At 32.5% G+C, this 20,484-nt stretch carries 14 protein-coding genes; 10 read left to right on the top strand and 4 right to left on the bottom strand.

What is annotated here, in order from left to right:
• Positions 1–22: 22 nt before the first annotated feature.
• Positions 23–1,051: a LacI family DNA-binding transcriptional regulator gene (locus tag AC1RRN_RS17400; protein ID WP_492968513.1), complete on the bottom strand. Its 1,029-nt coding sequence runs from the start codon at positions 1,049–1,051 to the stop codon at positions 23–25.
• Positions 1,052–1,336: 285 nt separating this feature from the next.
• On the opposite strand from AC1RRN_RS17400, the gene AC1RRN_RS17395 reads away from it, so the two are divergent.
• The 10 genes from AC1RRN_RS17395 to AC1RRN_RS17350 all read left to right on the top strand — a co-directional run bounded on the left by AC1RRN_RS17395 (position 1,337) and on the right by AC1RRN_RS17350 (position 14,487).
• Positions 1,337–2,776 carry a glycoside hydrolase family 28 protein gene (locus AC1RRN_RS17395; RefSeq protein ID WP_492968512.1) on the top strand — a complete coding sequence of 480 codons (1,440 nt, stop codon included), beginning with the start codon at positions 1,337–1,339 and terminating at the stop codon, positions 2,774–2,776.
• A gap of 200 nt (positions 2,777–2,976) precedes the next feature.
• Complete coding sequence (locus AC1RRN_RS17390) at positions 2,977–3,912, top strand: alpha/beta hydrolase fold domain-containing protein (protein ID WP_492968511.1); 936 nt, start codon at positions 2,977–2,979, stop codon at positions 3,910–3,912.
• Between the two features lie 12 nt (positions 3,913–3,924).
• Positions 3,925–4,890 carry a DUF4861 family protein gene (locus tag AC1RRN_RS17385; RefSeq protein ID WP_492968510.1) on the top strand — a complete coding sequence of 322 codons (966 nt, stop codon included), beginning with the start codon at positions 3,925–3,927 and terminating at the stop codon, positions 4,888–4,890.
• A gap of 4 nt (positions 4,891–4,894) precedes the next feature.
• Positions 4,895–6,106 (top strand): glycoside hydrolase family 88/105 protein, encoded by a 1,212-nt coding sequence (locus tag AC1RRN_RS17380; protein ID WP_492968509.1) that lies wholly within the window; start codon positions 4,895–4,897, stop codon positions 6,104–6,106.
• A gap of 102 nt (positions 6,107–6,208) precedes the next feature.
• Positions 6,209–7,432, top strand: a complete 1,224-nt coding sequence (locus AC1RRN_RS17375) for a glycoside hydrolase family 88/105 protein (protein WP_492968508.1) — start codon at positions 6,209–6,211, stop codon at positions 7,430–7,432.
• Between the two features lie 96 nt (positions 7,433–7,528).
• The gene (locus AC1RRN_RS17370; protein ID WP_492968507.1) at positions 7,529–9,127 is read left to right on the top strand and encodes a glycoside hydrolase family 43 protein; all 1,599 of its coding nucleotides are present in this window, start codon (positions 7,529–7,531) and stop codon (positions 9,125–9,127) included.
• 7 nt (positions 9,128–9,134) lie between these two features.
• On the top strand, positions 9,135–11,147 hold the full coding sequence (pelA, locus tag AC1RRN_RS17365; protein ID WP_492968506.1) for a pectate lyase: 2,013 nt from the start codon (positions 9,135–9,137) through the stop codon (positions 11,145–11,147).
• A 24-nt stretch (positions 11,148–11,171) separates the two neighbouring features.
• Positions 11,172–12,521 carry a glycoside hydrolase family 28 protein gene (locus AC1RRN_RS17360; protein WP_492968505.1) on the top strand — a complete coding sequence of 450 codons (1,350 nt, stop codon included), beginning with the start codon at positions 11,172–11,174 and terminating at the stop codon, positions 12,519–12,521.
• Positions 12,522–12,689: 168 nt separating this feature from the next.
• Positions 12,690–13,433: a rhamnogalacturonan acetylesterase gene (locus AC1RRN_RS17355; RefSeq protein WP_492968504.1), complete on the top strand. Its 744-nt coding sequence runs from the start codon at positions 12,690–12,692 to the stop codon at positions 13,431–13,433.
• A gap of 655 nt (positions 13,434–14,088) precedes the next feature.
• Positions 14,089–14,487, top strand: a complete 399-nt coding sequence (locus AC1RRN_RS17350) for a hypothetical protein (RefSeq protein WP_492968503.1) — start codon at positions 14,089–14,091, stop codon at positions 14,485–14,487.
• 109 nt (positions 14,488–14,596) lie between these two features.
• Here the strand turns inward: AC1RRN_RS17350 and AC1RRN_RS17345 are convergent, their stop codons facing one another.
• The 3 genes from AC1RRN_RS17345 to AC1RRN_RS17335 are packed head-to-tail and all read right to left on the bottom strand — an operon-like array spanning position 14,597 to position 20,473.
• A complete protein-coding gene (locus tag AC1RRN_RS17345; RefSeq protein WP_492968502.1) occupies positions 14,597–16,405 on the bottom strand; it encodes a prolyl oligopeptidase family serine peptidase in 1,809 nt (602 codons plus the stop codon).
• Positions 16,389–19,355 carry a glycosyl hydrolase 2 galactose-binding domain-containing protein gene (locus AC1RRN_RS17340; protein WP_492968501.1) on the bottom strand — a complete coding sequence of 989 codons (2,967 nt, stop codon included), beginning with the start codon at positions 19,353–19,355 and terminating at the stop codon, positions 16,389–16,391. Before AC1RRN_RS17340 ends, AC1RRN_RS17345 begins: the two co-directional genes overlap by 17 nt.
• Positions 19,355–20,473, bottom strand: a complete 1,119-nt coding sequence (locus AC1RRN_RS17335) for a glycoside hydrolase family 88/105 protein (protein WP_492968500.1) — start codon at positions 20,471–20,473, stop codon at positions 19,355–19,357. Before AC1RRN_RS17335 ends, AC1RRN_RS17340 begins: the two co-directional genes overlap by 1 nt.
• Positions 20,474–20,484 lie beyond the last annotated feature (11 nt).

Genomic DNA, 20,484 nt, shown 5'->3' with positions numbered 1-20,484 from the left:
TATCTTAATGGTAAAAAACATATTAGAAACTAGTTCTTGACGAAGATTTACGAATGTGTAATTCTGGCGCAAGAACTACCTTTTTTTCGATTTTAATAGTATCTGTTTTGTCTACCTGTTCTAGAAAAACGCGTGCTGACATTTTTCCCATTTCGAGTGGAGACTGATCTACAGAAGTAATTGATAATTCCATGAATTTGGTAAAAGGTTCGTTACTAAAGCCTGCCACACAAAATTCTTTAGGAATACTAATGTTTCTTTCTTTTAATTCCTGAATGGCTCCTAAAGCAGCAAAATCACTCGAAGAGAATATCGCATCTGGCGGAGTTTCCAGCTGTAATAAAATATCAACTGCATCTTTTCCGGCTTCAACACTACTTTTAACAGAAACAACATATTCTTCTTTAAATGTCATTCCGCTATCTAATAACGCTTGTTTATAACCTAAAAACCTGTTTTTAAAAATTTCAAGAGACTGATCTCCTGATAAATGCGCAATGCATTTGCAACCTTCACTTATTAAGTGTTTTGTAGCAATGTATCCTCCTTTAAAGTCATTGATTGTTACAGAGCTAACGCCATCAATATGTTTACTACGGTCAAAAAAGATTAGCGGAACATTTTTTTCTAATACATTACGAAAAGCAGTATCATTTTCAGTACTTACAGCAGTAACAGACATTAGGATTCCGTCTACCTGAGCGTCTATTAAAGTATATAGATTTTCACTTTCTCGTTTAAGGTCTTCATGAGTCTGACAAATAATAACCTGATAACCATGAGGCTGCAGTTCTTCTTCAATACCACGGATTACCGAAGCGAAAAAGTTACTGTCAATACGAGGAACAATAACACCTATATTATTACTTCTACCACTTTTTAAAGCTAAAGCAAGTTTGTTTTGCTTGTAGTTCATCGAAGCAGCGGTTTTAATTACCAATTCACGTGTGCTCTCTTTTATCTTAGGATTGTTATTCAATGCCCTAGAAACAGTAGCTGCGGTGATATTTAATTTTTTGGCAATATCATAGATGGTTATTTTTTCGCTCATTCAAAAATAGTTTTTGATTAATTTACAGACAAAAATACATTTTTTTTATATAATCTAACACATAATGTTATCGATTACCATAATTTATAATTAAATCGTTTTCGGTTCTACAATGATAATAAATTATATGTTTTTTTACACAAAGTGTAAATAAAATTACTAATAAAAATTAAATATATAAATTATTTCTAAATTAATTTGGTGCATCCAATGTATTTTTCTATTTTCGTGTAATCGATTACATAGAATTGATTTTTATTTCTAAAATTCTAAATACCAACGTAAATGATTACAAGTAAAGCTTTAATGTTAAAATCAATTGTGTTTTTTAGTGTTATAACTACGCTGATTTTATCTTGTGGTAAACAAGTTTCTGCTGTAACCGAAATTAATCCGTGGAATAAAATGAATTTAATCATAAAAAGTATTCCGCAAACTCACTTTTTGAATAAGGATTATAACATAAATGATTTTGGTGCTGTAGCCGATGGAAAAACAATGAATACTACGGCTTTTCAAAAAGCAATCAAAACGTGCGCTGAAAATGGTGGAGGGAAAATAATTGTTCCAAATGGAAAATATCTTACTGGTGCAATTCATTTAGAAAGCAATGTGAATTTGCATTTAGAAGACAAAGCTGAGATCCTTTTTAGTATAAATCCAAAAGATTATCCAATTGTTCATACTTCCTGGGAAGGAACAGAAGTAATGAATTATTCTCCTCTTATATACGCTAAAAATAAAACTAATGTTGCCATAACCGGAAAAGGAACTCTTAATGGTCAGGCGAACAGCACGAATTGGTGGGTTTGGTCTGGTGGTAAAAATTATGGATGGCAAAAAGGAATTCCATCACAAAATGATCCGACGAACAGAGAGGTTTTAGTTGATATGGCCGAAAAAAATGTCCCGGTTTCAGAAAGAGTTTTTGGCGAAGGACGCTATTTACGACCAAGTTTTGTTGAATTCTTTGAATGTAATACGGTTTTAATCAAAGACGTAACCATAATAAATGCTCCGTTTTGGATTCTACATCCTTTAAAAACAAATAATATAATTATTGACGGAGTTACCGTAAACAGTCATGGTCCTAACAATGATGGCTGTGATCCTGAATACTCTCAAAACATTATTATTAAAAATTGCACTTTTAATACCGGTGATGACTGTATTGCAATTAAATCAGGAAGAGATGCTGATGGAAGAAGAGTAGCAATACCAAGTAAAAATATCATTGTTCAGAATTGCAAAATGATTGATGGACACGGAGGTGTTGTTATTGGTAGCGAAATTTCTGCTGGTGTAAATAATGTTTTTGTAGAAAAGTGTGTGATGGATAGTCCGAATCTGGACAGGGCAATTCGCATTAAAACGAATTCAAAAAGAGGAGGTGTTATCGAAGATGTGTATGTTAGAAATCTTGAAGTGGGTACTGTTAAAGAATGCGTTTTGCTGGCAACGATGTATTACAATGTATACGGATCTCAAACAGGGAATTTCATTCCGGTAATAAGAAATATAAATCTGGAAAACATCAATGTGAAAAATGCTGGAAAATATGGTGTTTTGGCAGAAGGTTACAAAGAATCCCCTGTAGAAAATATTACACTAAAAAATGTAGTAATTCATAAAGCAGATTCTATTTATAAATTAAAAAATGTAAAAAATATAAAGTTCATCGATACTTATATCAATGATAAAAAAGTAGAACCTGTCAAAAATTAAGCTGATGATTTTGTAGAGATTGATTAAAAAAACTACCTCGATCGACACGAAAAATAAGCTTAAATTTGAATAATATATTTTACTCAAAATTCTGGTTATTAGTAATTTGTTAGCTTTTTGAGAAATTGTTTTTTGAAGAAGTTAAGAAGGAGTTTGACAAAGTAATTAAACTCCTCTCTTAACTAAATTTTTTTTTAAAGATGAAAAAGATATTTTTTATACTGTTGATGATTTCAAATACTATTCTTGCCCAAAGCAATTATGGCGTTGATACTTCGTATACGATAAAAAGTACTTATAATAAATTAATCAAAAAATACCCTTTTATAACGATTCCGCAAAAGCCAATCAATACTGCAGTTACTGAAATCAAAGAGGTAATTTATCAAGAGGATAAAGACAGAGCATTGCATTTTGATGCTTTTTTCAATAATAAACAAAAATTAAACCCGGCAGTAATCATGATTCATGGCGGCGGCTGGAGGTCAGGAAATAAAAATCAAATGCAGGACTTGGCCAAAGAAATTGCTACAAAAGGCTATTCTTGTTTTGCAATTGAATACAGATTATCTTTAGAAGCAAAATATCCCGAAGGAATTTACGATATAAAAAATGCAATAAAATTTATAAAAGATAATGCCAAAAAATTCAATGTAGATCCAAATAAAATTGCCATTTTAGGTTGCTCTTCAGGAGGACAAATGGCAGCTTTGATTGGTACAACAAATGATATTTTAGATTTTGAAGATAAAACATTTAAAAGTAAATCTTCTTCAAAAGTACAGGCTATTATTGACATTGATGGAGTTTTAGCATTTAAGCATCCGGAATCTTCAGAAGGAGAAATGGCTTCTTTTTGGCTTGGGGGAAATTATGATGAAAAGCCAGAAAACTGGAAAAATGCTTCGGCTTTAAGCCATACAAATAGAGGCTCGCCTCCAATACTTTTTATAAACAGTAGCGTTGCCAGGTTTCATGCCGGAAGAGATGATATGATTGCCATTTTAAATCAATACAAAATTTATAACGAAGTAAAAACAATTCCAGATTCACCTCATTCCTTTTGGTTTTTCGAACCATGGTTTACAGAGACAGTTGTTTACACCACACAATTCTTAGATAAAATATTTAAATAATTCGCATACAAGATGAAAACAAAAATCGCAATAACAAGCTTGCTTTTATTAGGTTCAATGGCAGTAAGTGCTCAAAAATATGATATAAAAACAGCAAAAACATATGCTGAGATATCTTCTAAAACAGATGGAAAATGGGAAGGACGTAAATATAAAGGCGGAACCGTTTTTAAAAACGTTGACAGATTAAAATTAGCTCCTGAACATACAGACCATTCTTTTGATATTCGTTATGAAGGACCAGGCTGGGAGAGTAACAGAATTGGGTATCGTTTATATCTTGATTGGAGAAATGCGATTGATATTTTTGGAAAAAAGACATCAGAAATGATTTTGCCAAAAGTAGGACAAGACAATTTTGATTCATATCATGAAATGAGTGATTGGGGAGCTGATATTCTAAAGGCAGGTAAAGCAATCGGAATTGGATCAATTGATCGTTACTTAAATAATGAAAAATTACATTTTCGTGAAGTAGACTCTACCATTGCGACAGTTACAAACAAAACAACAGAATCAGGTGTAAAAGTTAATTATTACGGATGGAAAACAGCTTCGGATAAAATCGACTTCATTTCAGAATTAACTATTAAACCAGATCAGTTGTATACACAACATACGATCATAGCTTCAAAAGAAATTAAAGGAATTTGTACCGGAATTGCAAAACAAAAAAATACCGAATTGCTTAAAAAAGAGAGCAAAAATAAAAAATGGGCTTATATCGCTACTTACGGTGAACAATCGTTAGTTCCGGATAAGTTAGGAATGGCTATTTTTTATCAAACGAGTACAATCGAAAGTAGTGTTGAGACAGATTTAGATTATCTTTTGGTTTTTAAACCATCTACAAAAGCAAATTCATTTTATCTTTTAGGCGCTTGGGAACAAGAGAAAAACGGAATAAAATCAAAAGAAGAATTTGTTAAATATTTAGATGAAAAATTGGAGATATTGAATAAGAAAGCAAAAATGTAATTACATGTTTAAACCTCTTTTCATAAAAAAGAATTACGCTATTTGGGCATTTGTTTTGCTGATGTTATTAAACAACAAAACAATTGCTCAAAATAATGCTGATAAAATTTCAGATGATTTAAAATGGTCAGAAAGAACAGCACTTTCTATTTTAAACAAATATCCTAATGCCTGGCAGTTAGATGGAAATGACAAGCCAAAATGGGATTATAAAATGGGGTTTGTATTGTCTGGCTTTGAAAAATTATATCAGAAAACAAAAAATGAAAAGTATCTCAATTATATAAAAGACTATGTCAATATAATGATTGACAGCTCAGGAAATATTAAAAAATATAATATTAAAGAATACAATATCGATTATTTAAATCCAGGAAAACTGTTATTTAATTTATATGACGTAAAAAAAGATCCGCGGTATCTGGAAATTATCGGTCAATTGAGAAATCAACTCGAGAGTCAGCCCAGAACATTAAGTGGAGGATTTTGGCACAAACAGATTTATCCGGATCAAATGTGGATCGATGGTTTGTACATGGGTGAGCCTTTTTACGCACAATTTACGATGAAGTACGAAAAAGGAAAAAGCTTAGACGATATTGCCAAACAATTTGAATTGACATATAATAATATTATAGATAAAAATACTGGTTTGCCCTATCAGGCTTGGGATGAAAGCAAAGTAATTGGTTGGGCAAATAAACAAACCGGAACCTCACCAACTATTTGGGGACGCGGTATTGGATGGTACATGATGGCTTTGGTAGAAACGTTGGATTATTTTCCAAAGTCACATTCAAAATATAAAGTTTTAGTTGGGTATCTGAATCAGGTAGCAAAAAATGTAAATCAGTATAAAAGCGCGGAAGGATTATGGTATCAGGTTGCAGATAAGCCTGAATTGTTTGGGAATTATGTAGAACCATCTGCTTCAGGAATGATTATTTATGCTTTTGCAAAAGGTGCAGAGAAAGGATATTTATCTTCATCTTATAAAAGAGACGCTCAGAAATCCTTTGACAGCTTTGTAAAAGAATTTGTAAAAGTGGATAAAAAAGGAGAAGTAAATGTTCTAAATGTGTCTTCAAATGTTGGTTTGGGAGGAAGACCTTTTCGAGATGGCACAAATGATTATTACCTGACAGCAAAGACAAAAGATAATGGTGCAATAGGTATGGGAGCCTTTTTGTTAAGCGCAATTCAATTGAACAAATAACTGTAATTATAAGTTTCAAAAAAACAAGAAACTCTCAATATCAGAGCCTTTATTTTAGTTGCATTAGAATTAGAAAAGTAGTAGAATTTAAATATATTAAAAATGAAGAATAAGAAAAAACAAGGTTATTTTGTATCGGCTTTATTAGTTTGTGTTATGGCTTTTACGAGCTGTAAAGTAGTTTCGCAAGAGCCGGCAACTAAGGACATCGTAATTTCTAAAGATCTAAAATGGTCTGATAAAATGGCTTTAACTTTGATGAAACGCCATGCTGAAAGTTACATGATAGATGATTCTAAAAAACCAAAATGGGATTATGTACATGCTTTAGTTTTACATTCATTTGAAGAATTGTACAAAAAAAATCCAGACCCTAGATACAATACTTATGTAAGAAGTTATGTGGACCAATTTATAGAAGCTGATGGTTCTATCAAAACATATGAATTCGATAAATACAATATTGATTTGGTTGTGCCAGGACGTTTGCTTTTTAATATTTATGAAACTACTAAAGAAGAAAAATATTTAAAAGCAATGCAATTGGTACGTAAACAATTAGCAGAGCAACCAAGAACAGCTAGTGGAGGATTTTGGCACAAACAAATCTATCCTAACCAAATGTGGTTGGATGGTTTGTATATGGGAGAACCATTTTATGCACAATACACGGCTACTTTTGAAGGAGGAAAAAGTTTTGACGATATCGCAAAACAATTTGAGTTAATTCAATTACACGCAACAGATCCAAAAACAGGATTATTATACCACGCTTGGGACGAAAGCAAACAAATGCCTTGGGCAAATAAGCAAACGGGTAACTCACCTAACTTTTGGTCAAGAGCTTTAGGATGGTATGTTATGGCCTTGGTTGATGTATTGGATTATATGCCAAAAGAACATCCCAAACAAAAAGAATTAGTAAAGTATTTAAACAATGCTTGTGCAGCTTTAGCAAAATATCAGGATAAGTCAGGTTTATGGCATCAGGTTACAGATAAAGGTGGAGAAAAAGGAAATTATTTAGAAGCTTCAGGATCTTCAATGTTTGCTTATGCTTTTGCAAAAGGAGTAAACAAAGGATATTTACCAGCAAAATATAAAAAGCTGGCCAATAAAGCTTTTGATGGTTTAACGAAAGTCCTAATCAAAAAAGTAGACGAAGATGGAGGTATCACATTGACAAATTGCTGTCAGGTTGCAGGTCTGGGAGGAACTCCTTACAGAGATGGTTCATATGAGTATTATATCAACGAAAGGAAAAAAGATAACGATCCTAAAGCAACAGGTCCATTTATTTTGGCTGCTTTAGAATTGAACAGATAATTTGAATCAAATTTCTTGATTTTAATACATAGACCTGGCAGTCCCGAGGCCTCGGGACTGTCAGGTCTAATTAGAAAGTTTTTTAATTATTACCAAATGAAAAATATAAAAGCCATTATTCTTTTATTATCAGTATTTGTAACACAAAAGAATTTAGCCCAGGTTTGGGTACCTGATAATGGAGATGGAACATATACTAATCCAATAATTCATGCGGATTATTCAGATCCTGATGCCGTTAGGGTAGGCGATGATTTTTATATGACCGCATCCTCTTTTAACTGTATTCCGGGTTTACCAATTTTGCATTCTAAAGATTTGGTGAATTGGAGAATTATCGGATACGCATTAAATAAACAAATACCAACAGAAACTTTTGATAAAGTACAGCATGGTAATGGTGTTTGGGCGCCAAGTATAACGTTTCATAATAATGAATTTTATATTTATTATCCAGATCCCGATTTTGGAATTTATATGATAAAAGCTAAAAGGGCTGATGGACCCTGGTCAGAACCTGTTTTAGTAAAAGCAGGGTCAGGATTGATTGATCCAAGCCCGCTATGGGATGATGATGGAAAAGTTTATTTGGTTCACGCTTACGCGGGAAGTCGTGCAAAAATTAAAAGTTTAATCACGGTTTGTACCATGAATGAAGACGGAACAATTGCTAATAATGATGAAGTAATGGTGATTGACGGACATGAAAGTGAAGGTACAATTGAAGGGCCAAAGTTTTATAAACGAAATAATTATTATTACATTTTTGCTCCGGCTGGTGGAGTTTCTACAGGCTGGCAAACAGTTTTACGATCTAAAAATGTTTTTGGTCCTTATGAGAAAAAGAAAGTCTTAGAGCAGGGAAAAACTAAGATAAACGGACCACATCAGGGAGCCTGGGTGCAAACCCAAACAGGTGAAGATTGGTTTTTACATTTTCAGGATAAAGGAGCATATGGAAGAATTGTTCATCTTCAGCCAATGAAATGGGAAAATGACTGGCCAGTTATGGGGCAGGATTTTGATAAAAACGGAATTGGGGAACCGGTAACGACTTTCAAAAAACCAAATGTTGGCAAGAAATATCCAATTGAAACTCCTGCAGAATCAGATGAGTTTAATGCACTAAAACTAGGATTGCAATGGCAATGGCAGGCAAATTCTCAGGTGCAATGGGGATTTCCAACAAGTTTGGGATATCTGAATTTATTTTGTTTACCAACAATCAAAGAAAGCAATAAAATATTTGAAGCACCTAATTTGTTATTGCAAAAATTCCCTGCTGAAGAATTTACAACTACTACCAAATTAACTTTTAATACAAGATTAAACGGAGAGTCGACAGGTCTTTTAATCATGGGATTAGATTATAGTTATTTGTGTCTTAAAAATAATAACGGAAAACTGTATTTAAGCCAGAAAACAGGAACTTTTGATAAGAAAATTTCTGAAAACGAAACAACTCCAATTTTGATTTCAAATAATACAATTTATCTTAGAGTTCAAGTGAAAAAAGGAGGGGTCTGTAGTTTTTATTATAGTTTAGATGATAAAAAATACCAGTCAATTGGAACTGATTTTACTTCAAAAGAAGGAAAATGGATTGGTGCAAAAGTAGGCCTTTTTGCCTTGAGCGAGAAAGTGACAAATGATTCAGGAAATGTTGCTGTAGATTGGTTTAGAATAACTAAATAAGATAAAAATGATTCAATTTAGAAAAATAATATTGTTTCTTTTGTTTGTTGCAGGTATTACTGCAAATGCTCAAAATACATTTAAAAACTGGCCGGATATTATTCGTAAAAATGATGCGGCATGGTTTGGTACTGCAGAGGCAAAAACAATTGCAGAAAATGTATTGTTATACCAGAGAAATATTGGCGGATGGCCTAAGAATATCCAAATGCAAAATCCGCTCAGCGAGACTGAAAAGCAAAAATTGATTGAATTAAAAAGCGATGTACATGAGGTTACAACTGATAACGGAGCAACAAGTCAGGAAATGCTTTTTATGTCTAAAATGTATGCTCAGGTTAAAGACGATCGCTATAAGGAATCTTTTTTAAAAGGTTTAAATTATTTATTAGAAGCACAATATGCTAACGGTGGATGGCCTCAGTTTTACCCTTTAAAGAAAGGCTATTATACACATATTACATACAATGATAATTCGATGGTTAACATCTTAATTATATTGAAAGAAATTAGTGAGGAAACGAATTATTACAGTATAAAACCTTCCAAAGAAATAGTTGAAAAAACGAAAAAAGCTTTTGATAAAGGAATTGATTGTATTTTAAAAACACAATACAAACAAAACGGAGTTTTAACTGCCTGGTGTGCACAACATGATGAAGTTACATTGGCACCCGCGAATGCAAGAGCTTTTGAATTAGCTTCTTTAAGCGGATTTGAATCAGCAAAGATTGTTTTACTCTTAATGTCTATTGAGAAACCTTCTCCTGAAATAATAGCATCTGTAAAAAGCGCGGAGACATGGTTTGAAAAAACAAAAATCACGAATTTAGAAGAAAAAAGAGTACTGAATAACGCCGGAAAAATCATTGATAAAAAAATGATTCCCAAAGAAAATGCTGATCCTATTTGGGCCAGATTTATGGATCTTGAAACTAATGAACCTTTCTTTTGTGACCGCGACGGAATTAAAAAGAAATCTTTGGATCAAATTGGCTCTGAAAGAAGAAATGGGTATTCCTGGTATTCTGATGCACCAAGAGAAGTGCTAAAGAAATATCCAGATTGGGCAATCAAAAATGGTGTGAAAATTAGTTCTAAAGAAACTCCGGCAAAAAAAAATGATAATGTCATTTTAACAGTTGCGCAAGATGGTTCTGGTGATTTTACTAAAATTCAGGATGCAATATATGCATCTCCGGCTTTTCCATATGAGAAAGTGACCATTAATATAAAAAACGGAATTTATAATGAGAAAGTCAGAATTCCAGAATGGAACACGCATTTAGCATTAATTGGCGAAAGCAAAGAAAATACGATTATAGCTTTTGATGATAATTTTAAGAAAATCAATCTAGGTCGAAATAGTACTTTTTATACCTATACAGTTTTAGTAGAAGGAGATGATTTCTCGGCCTCAAACTTAACTATTAAAAATACTTCAGGAGATCATGGTCAGGGAATTGCATTGTCAGTAGTAGCCAATCGCGCAAAGATTTCAAATTGTACTATTTTAGGAAATCAGGATACTTTATACCTTTCAGGAAAAGAAGCAAAACAATATTTTAAAGATTGTTATATTGAAGGAACAACCGATTTTATTTTTGGTGAAGCAACAGCATTATTCGAAAACTGCACAATCAACAGCGTTAAAAGTTCGTATATCACAGCTGCTTCGACACCAGAAGGAACTCCTTTTGGTTTTGTTTTTAAAAATTGTAAACTGACTGCAAATACTGAAGCTATAGCAGTTTATTTGGGAAGACCCTGGAGAATTTATGCCAAAACAGTTTTTATAAATTGTGATATGGGAAAACAAATTAGACCTGAAGGTTGGGAAAATTGGTCAAAACCAGATGCTGAGAAAAATACTTTTTATGCAGAATATGATTGCAAAGGCGAAGGTTTTCAGCCGACTAAAAGAGTTTCATGGTCACATCAGCTAACAAAAAAAGAAGCACAAAAATATACGACAGAAAATATATTGAAAGATTCAACACCAAATTGGTATTCAAAATAAAGCTAATCTATAAAAGCTAAAAATATGAATTTAAGACATCTTATCGTTTTATTGATTTCATGGTTTTCATTTGGTCAAAATAACGAATTTCCAACAGGAAAGGTTGATTCAATCGTTAATAGAATTCAGTTGCCTGTTTTTCCTTCTTATCAAATAAATATAGAAAAATTAGGGGCCAAAGGAGATTCTGTAACCAATAATAAAGCTGCTTTTGACAAGGCAATGGCATTGTGCAAAAAGAACAACGGCGGAACCATTGTTGTATCTAAGGGAATTTATAAGGTTAACGGACCAATTCATTTTGTAAGCAATGTAAATCTTAAAATTGAAAAAGACGCAAAAATCAAGTTTAGCGATAATCCACAAGATTATTTACCAATGGTTTTAACAAGTTGGGAAGGCACAATGTTGTACAATTATAGCCCGTTAATTTATGCCTATGATTGTACTAATATTGCCATAACTGGTGAAGGAACAATAGATGGAGAAGGAGGCAAGACCTGGAAAAGTTTTAAGTCTAAAGAAGAAGCCGGAAAAAACAGAAGTCGTGAAATGAATCACAATAGTGTTGCTTTAAAAGACAGAAAATTTGGTGAAGGCTATTTTTTACGTCCGCAAATGATTCAGTTTTTTAATTGCAAAAACATTTTAGTCGAAGATATCCGAATCGAAAACTCACCTTTTTGGTGTCTACATTTATTAAAATCAAAAAGTATCACAGTTAGAGGTGTTAGTTATAAGTCGTTAAATTACAATAATGACGGTATTGATCCCGAATATGCAAAAGATGTTTTAATAGAAAATGTGACTTTTGATAATGGTGATGATAATGTGGCAGTTAAAGCGGGAAGAGATCATGAAGGAAGAGCAAACACGGCAACTCCAAGTGAAAATATTGTGATCAGAAACTGTAATTTTAAAGGTTTACACGGTGTAGTTATAGGTAGTGAGATGTCTGCCGGAGTTCAAAATGTGTATGTAGAAAATTGTAAAACAGTTGGTTATTTAAAAAGAGGAATTTATTTAAAAACCAATGCTGATCGAGGTGGTTTTATAAAAAATATCTTTGTTAGAAACCTTCAACTAGATGAAGTTGAGGATTGTTTATATATTACATCAAATTATCATGGAGAAGGGAATGGATTTCAATCTGATGTATCAAATGTGCATTTTTCAAATATTACCTGCAATAAAGCATCAGAATCAGGAATTGTAATTCAGGGATTTCCAGACAAAAAAATCAAAAATATTTCTTTAAATAATATTGAGATAAAGTCTGCTAAAAATGCCATTTCAAATGAAAATGCAGAAAATGTTCTGATGACAGATGTTTTTATAGGGAAAAAAGCCACTGTACCTACGGCAGCAAAATAAGTTTTTTTAAGGTTCAAAGGCACAAAGGCTCAAAGTGGCAAAGATTTTTTCGCAATCTTATCATTTTTATCTCAAGGTTTCGGGAGAAGGATCAGACAAGAAACTCAACAAATAAAATCAAAAGAGTCAATAGAAATAACAAATCTAATAATTTAAGAAGTCTAAAAAATGAAACACTACATACTAATCTTCTTCCTGATAACAACAATCTGTTTTGCGCAAAAAACAACAGTATATTGTATCGGTGATTCAACAATGGCAAATAAAAAAGATCCGGACCGAAATCCCGAACACGGATGGGCTCAAGTACTTCAACCATTCTTTACTGATAATATAGTTGTAGAGAATAAAGCTGTAAACGGAAGAAGCACAAAAAGTTTTATCAATGAAAAAAGATGGGATTCGATATATAAAAAACTTAAAAAAGGAGATTATGTTTTTATAGAATTTGGCCATAATGATGAAAAAATTGAAGATTCTACGAGATATACAAATCCACACACGAGTTACAGATATAATTTAATTCGGTTTGTAAAAGAGACTAGGGCAAAGGGAGCAACTCCAATATTGCTGACATCAATTGCAAGACGAAATTTTAATGAAAAAGGTGTGTTAGTGCCAACACATGGTGAATATCCTTTAGAAACCAGATTAGTCGCTCAGGAATCTAAAGTGCCATTTATTGATTTGGAATATTTTACTGAATTGCTGGAACAATCTTATGGACCAGAAAAATCAAAACAATTGCATTTGCATTTCAAAGCAGGTGAAAATCCTTTTTATGATAAAGATAAGGCTGACGATACACACTTGTCTTTGTTAGGTGCAACAAAAATCGCTACAATCGTTATTAATCAACTTAAGACTTTAGAAGACCCTGCTGTAAAAAAACTAAAAGAGTGTATTAAATAGGGTTTATTTAGCTACTAAAATTTTAAAACTATAACAAATAGGAATTACTTCTATGTTATAGTTTTTTTTATGTCCAAACAACTAAAATGAATATTACCTTAATTTATAAGTATTATAACTTAAAGGGGTAAATTTAATTTTCACTTAACCTCAATTTTGCAATCTTATTAAGAAAATTTACCTTGATAGAAAGTTTATTGTTTTTATTCTTAATATTTTAACTGTTTTAAATATTTTGATTTTTTTTTGCAAGAAAGGGAGAACTAGGTTCTCCCTTTTTGTTTAATACAACGTACTTGTTAATTATTTAAAGAACAGTTGTATTTAATGTCATAAAATTAATTGTTGTTTATCTGACAACGAATTTTCACATTTATTATGAATTATAGGGTTGTTCTTCAAATACCCTAATCTATAATTTTAAAAACTTATGGTGGCAAAGCAAAAAGATATTTAGGAGGAACTTTGCACTTTCAAATTTTGATATTTGAATTATAAACACTTAAGAATAATTAAATACATAATAATTAAGATTTTATGAAAAATAGATTACTCCCTTTGGTTTTGATTTTAGGATGTTATTCGGCTTATTCACAAGTCGGTGTGGGAACATTAAATCCGCATGAAGCATGATAATAAAGGAATTTTCTTGAAAATGTTTAAAAGAAAGTTTAAAGATGAATTTGATTTTTCTGGAAATTCATTTTTGATCGAAAATGAAAATGATTATAAAGATTTTGATCGTTCTATATTTGTAGTTTATGATAGATCTGAAATGATTGAATATCTTAAATTAGAAAAAAAAGGATCAAATGTTTTAGTTTGTTTATTCAACAAGCAATTATATAGTAGTTTAACTTTTTTGCAAGAAATTAATAATCTAATATTATTGGATGAATCGAAAACAAAACCGGAGATTATGAAGGATTTAAAAGAACATTTTAAAAAGACTCCAGAACCTGCAGAACAATCATCTAAATCTTTATTTGGAAGTTCAGCTATTTTTCAAACGCAATTTCATAATTTATATAATGCACTGTTTTTTCTGTTATAGCTTGCGTTAAAAGGTCTTTATAAATTAAATATTTTATATTAATTCACTTAAATGTGGGATAGAGATTGCTCAATATCCTGCATTTTTATTTCAGAGAATTTTAATATTTTTATTCTTTTTTTAGTGCAGCAATTTCCTCTTCAGAAACTTTTATAATTGTACCATGACGTGTCCCTTTAGGGAAACTAATTTGTTCTGAAATATCTATCCAGCCTTGAGGTGTTTCTTTTACTGCGCCATATTTTTTTTCGGTGTATTTATCAAAATAAACAGTCCAATTATTATTTATTTTAATTGCTGTTGGGCCTTCTGCCCAATATTTTCCAGTAATAGCATCGCTTGCTTTACTATATGGACCTTTTAGCTTTTCACTAACTGCCATTTTAATATTTTTTTGAACCGGATTTCTGGTTTCATCTTTTAAATACATTACAAATTTTTGATCTTGTTTTACGATTGAAGCGTCTATAACATTAAATCCAGGTTCATAAAGTAATTTGGTTTTTTTGAATTTTTTAAAATCTTTGGTTGTGGTATAGTAAATTCTATGATTATAACCTTTTTCTTCTTCTGATTTTGTTTCCAAAAATTTTCCCTCAATTGTAGACGCCCAATAAATCATATAATTTTTTGAATTTTCGTCATATGTAATTTCAGGAGCCCATGTATTTCTTGCTTTTTCCTCATTTTCCATAACGGGAATAAATTCCTGTTTTGACCAATGAATTAAATCTTTTGATGAAGCGTATCCAATCCCTTTATCTGTCCAGCTGACAGTCCAAACCATATGATACAATCCATCTCCACCTTTTATAACACAAGGATCTCTCATTAGTTTATCTTTTCCTACTTCTGGAGTTAAAAAAGAAGTGTCGTTTTTTAAAGCTGACCATAGGTATCCATCTTCACTGTAAGCTAAATGCAGGCCATCTTCACCATTTCCTTTAAAATAAGTAAATACATAACCATCAGGTTTAAATATGAGGTTATTGGCCATCAACCATTTTTCACAAGTTTTCGGCCAGGAAGCATTAGTTCCTTTTGTACCTAACCCAAAACCATGGCCTCCGTTTTCATACAAATGCATTTCAGCAGAAACTTTTTCTTTTTTTAAAGCCAGATAATAATTGATACTATTTTCAACTGGCACTGCTTTGTCATCTGTGGCATGAACCAAAAAGGTTTTTGATGTGTTGGCAGTTATTTGTTTTTCATTCGAATATTTTTCTACTACTTCAATAGCTGTATTTTTTCCTAGTAAATTTTCTTTTGAACCCTGATGTGTAATACCTTCCTGCATTGAAACGACAGGATAAATTAAAATTGAAAAGTTTGGTTTAGCACTTGTAGTATCTGCAGGAAGATAAATTTTATCATTATAATGAGTAGATAAAGTCGAAGCCAAATGACCACCCGCGGAGAAACCCATAATACCTATTTTGTTTGAATCCAATTTCCATTTGCCGGCATTGCGACGAACCAGTCTCACGGCTTCCTGCGCATCCTGCAATGGCCCAACAGTTTTATTTTTCATAATTACATCACTTGGCAATCTGTATTTGAGAACAAAAGCAGTTATACCTAAACTGTTAAGCCATTCTGCTACTTTATAGCCTTCTTTATTGACGGCCAACATTCCGTAACCACCTCCAGGACAGATTATGACAGATGTTCCATTTGATTTTTTGGGATCGGCAAAATAAACAGTAAGGGTAGGTATGGTAACTTTTCGAACATCTTCTGCAATATCATTTTTATCCTTTACTATTTTTTCTGAATAATCTTTAGATGTAATCTCATCAGGAATTTTATCCCATAATGGAATTTCCTTTTTTTGTGAGAAAACAGAAAGACTCATGCCTAAAGAGATAAAAATTAATATTACTTTAACTGCGTTTAAATTATTTGATTTTTTCATAAAATTCTATTTCAACAATGCGTAATTGCCCAGTAGCCTCTACTGATGTTTTATCTTTATATAAATCTAATTCTTTTGTTGGATCTACTTCAACAATTTTAGAAAAGCCGTCTTTTTCTGTGTTTGCACCAATTAGCTCAATGGTAATTTTTTCAGCAGAAACAGGCTGTAAGGGGATTGTAATATACCCTAAACTTTGTGCAGTATTCCCTTTAAAAACTTCTTTCCCATCTGCTAAAATTCTAATTGGATAAATCTTAGTTCTCCATCCTGTAAATTTTGCGACAATTTCATTTACAATTGAAGGTTTTGAAAGTGTGTAGGTTATAGTTCCGGTATTAATATTTCCGTCATTTTTCCATTCTGTTAGTTCGTTGTCGTCGTAACTTTTGTAGGTATCATTATTATTTGCCGGAGCAACCGCGTTTAAAATATTTATCGGAATTCTTTTTTGTGTGTAAGACGGTGTTTTAGGGGTTGGTCCGCGTTCTAAATTAGAAAGAAGATTTATTCCGGGAAGTTCTTTTGAAAGACCATTCGTAATTATTACAGGCTTTGTTTCAAAAGATAATTCTGTTGATTTCAATCCGTCTGACTTTGCTGTAATTTTTATTTTTCCGGCTTTTGCCAAAGATTGAATCATGACACGATTGATCCCATTTTCTACGGGAATATTCTTTGAAAGAACATAATTTTTTGGTCCTTGAGCAATTCCACCTAACCATGTTGCCGGTCCTTCAATCGAAAACGAAATAAGGTTATTACTGATCGGACAACGATTTCCATTTTTATCAACTACTTCAACATCAATTAAAGCTACATCGGCACCATCAGCCAACATTCCATTTGGTTGTGTTTTTAAATTTAATCTAATTTCTGATGATTTTTCTGCTGTTGCCTTTTCATCTTGGCTTAAAATAGTTCCGTTTTCATCGTAACCAATAGCTTTTATTATTCCTGATTTCCAGTTGATATTTTCGAACGTAAAAAGGAATTCATTACTTCTTTTCCCAAATCCTTTAGAAACGCCATTGACAAATAATGCCACTTTAGAAGCTGTTGAAACCGCATAAATATTTTTTGTCACCCTTTCATTATAATTCCAGTGTCCTAAAATATGCGTTCGATGTTTTTCAATATCAACCCAGCCATCCCACATGACCTGATGTGCCCAATAGCCATCTTTTGGAATACGCATTGCATCAACCTCACCGCTGGTTCTGTAATTTTCTTCGCCACGATGATGTGTATTCGAGTCTGAGAAAATAATATTTACCCCTCCAGAATTTACTCTTTTTCCAGTTCCGGGTCTTTCCCTGTAATAATCGTACCAGCGAACAACATCTTCAATAGCATGATGATCCTGATTATGATTGTAATCATTTGCGGGATTTCCACGATATAGGGGACCATCTCCTTCTTTATGATATGGAGGTGAAAATTCATCCCAATACTTACGCAAACCTTCATCTCTGGAATATTCGGTTGCCCACAATGTTTTTTTGGCGCTTTTATTTATATAAAGCATTTCTCCACCATATTCGGCTTCCTGGCTGTCCAGCATTTCGCGTGAACCTATCGCACGCCCTCCAAAAGGATCGTAAGTATCTCTTATACTTTTCATTTCGTGCATATGAGCTTCGCTGATCGACTCATTGCCACTTTCATAAAAAATAATACTTGGATTATTTCGGTTGTAAATAATAGCATCTCGCATTAAATTTACACGTTGCTTCCAGGTATCACCCTGTGCATCTTTTTCAGCATCACCAGCTGGCATTGCTTGTAATAATCCAACTCTGTCGCAGGATTCTATATCTTGTTTCCAGGGCGTGACGTGCATCCAGCGGACTAAATTGCCATTACCTTCAACAATTAATTTATTACTAAAATCGCTTAACCAGGCAGGAACTGACATTCCAATTGCAGGCCATTCATTGCTGGTTCTTTGTGCATATCCTTTAACCTGAAGAACCCTGTCATTCAGCCAAAATTGACCTTCCTTAAAATCTGTTTTTCTAAAACCGGTTTTGGTTGAAACTTCATCAATAACTTTTCCGTCAATTTTTAAAATTGTTTTTACAGTATATAAATAACCGTAACCCCAACTCCAAAAATGTAGACGGTTAATTACATTATTAGCTTTTAAAATTTTTGTTTCATTTGGAGCCAAAGTTGTTTTTTCACCTGAAAAAGAAGCAATTTTTTTTCCGTCTAAATCTTCAATAATAACATCATACTGAATTGTTTTTGAGGTTTCAAATTCATTATGAACTTCTGTTTCAGCATTGATAACGGCAGTTTCAGTCTGAATATCAATTTTTGAAGGATAAACATATACTCCCGTCGTTTTAAGATTGGAGTAGAGTGGAAGTGTCTGATATAATTTGCTGGTAATATGCAGAAAAACGTTTTTTGGAATTCCGCCATAATTTGCATTAAAATTAGTATTATTCCATTGATAAGGTGCTCCTGTGGCTTGTTCCTTGTATTTCCAATCGTTATCAATTCGAAGTGCAATTGTATTTTCTTGTGGAAAAGGTTTTACTAAATTTGAAATATCAAACCCAAAAGCCATTACACCATTTTCATGAAGACCAACTTTTTGTCCATTTAAATAAATTATTCCAGCCTGACGAATTCCTTCAAATTCTAAGAAAATTTTATTGTCTTTGATTCCTTTTGGAAGTTTAAATTTCTTTCGGTACCAAACAATTCCGGTAGTAAGGTGTTCTATGTCTTTTTCAAAAGCTTCTTCCTGATTATAAGCATGCGGAAGTGTTACTTTTTTCCAGGAATTATCATTAAAAGAAGGAGACTCTGCATTTTTAGAGTCTCCTTCTTTTAGTTTCCAATCAGCGTTAAAATTGTATTTTTCTCTCTTAAATTCCTGAGAAAATAAAGTTGAATTAAAAAGAATTACAACAAAATACAATAGTGCTTTTTTCATTATTTCATTTTATAAATTTCTGAACCAGCCAGTAAAAAACAGCCTAATCCGTAATCTTCAAAATCTGGAATTTTATCGTACGATAAAGGTTGACCGTCTTTAGGTTCCTTTCCTGTTGATTGTAAAAAACCCAAAAAACCATTAGTATGTAAACTTTCGGTAGTTATGGCATTCCATGCTTTTTGAACAACTGGTAAATAAGTTTCTTTTTTCAAAATTCCACTATTTATTCCATAGGTTATACCGTAAACAAATAAAGCAGTTCCTGAAGTTTCCTTTTCACCAAAATTTGTTGGATCATGTAAACTTACATTCCAGAATCCATCAGGTCTTTGAATAGGAACCAGGGCAGCAGCCATCGCTTTTAAGTCTTTTACATATTGTTCTCTGTGAGGTGCATTTTCAGGAATAATGGTCAATACTTTTGCCAAAGCACCAATTACCCAGCCATTACCACGACTCCAATAACAATCTTGTCCATTTGGTTCTTTGTAAGGAGGATCAAAATCGGCATCACGCCACCATAAACCATCTTTTGGATTAAAAAGTCCGTTGTCGCCATGTTTGTTTCTGGAATACATATACATTTGGTACATTTTTTCGAAATAACGATTGTCTTTTTCTAAAACGCCCATTTTTGCAAAAACCGGCATTCCCATTTGAATCGCATCAATCCACGACCAATCATCTAGTTGGGCCGTATTTAACAGCATATTGATATTTGCTCTCGTATTTTTTAGTTTTTTAGCATCTGGTTCTAAATTGTATAAATCAATATAGGTTTGGGCTGCACAATAATTATCGGCATTGCGGGTTACATTTCCACCGTTGAATCCCCATTTATGGAATTCTGACCATGAATAAGCATAATCGTAATAAGCTTCTTTTGGAAAAATTTCGTGTAAGGCCATTAATCCTTCATAATAAACGCCACGTGTCCAAATGTTACTTGGGCGTTCTTTATTAGTAATAATAGTTTTGCCTGTTTCAGGCCATTTTTGCATAAAATAATCATTGGCTAAAATCATTTGCTTTAGCACCAGTTTCTTGTCAAAAGGCTGTTGTGCGCTTGCCGTATATAGAAAGCATATAGCGAAGATTAAAAGTAATTTTCTCATTTTAGTATTCG

The sequence above is a fragment of the Flavobacterium sp. GW821-FHT11G01 genome, from assembly GCF_058808175.1.
Note: the sequence above shows the minus strand (reverse complement) of the source record. Positions and strands in the feature narration are given on the sequence as shown.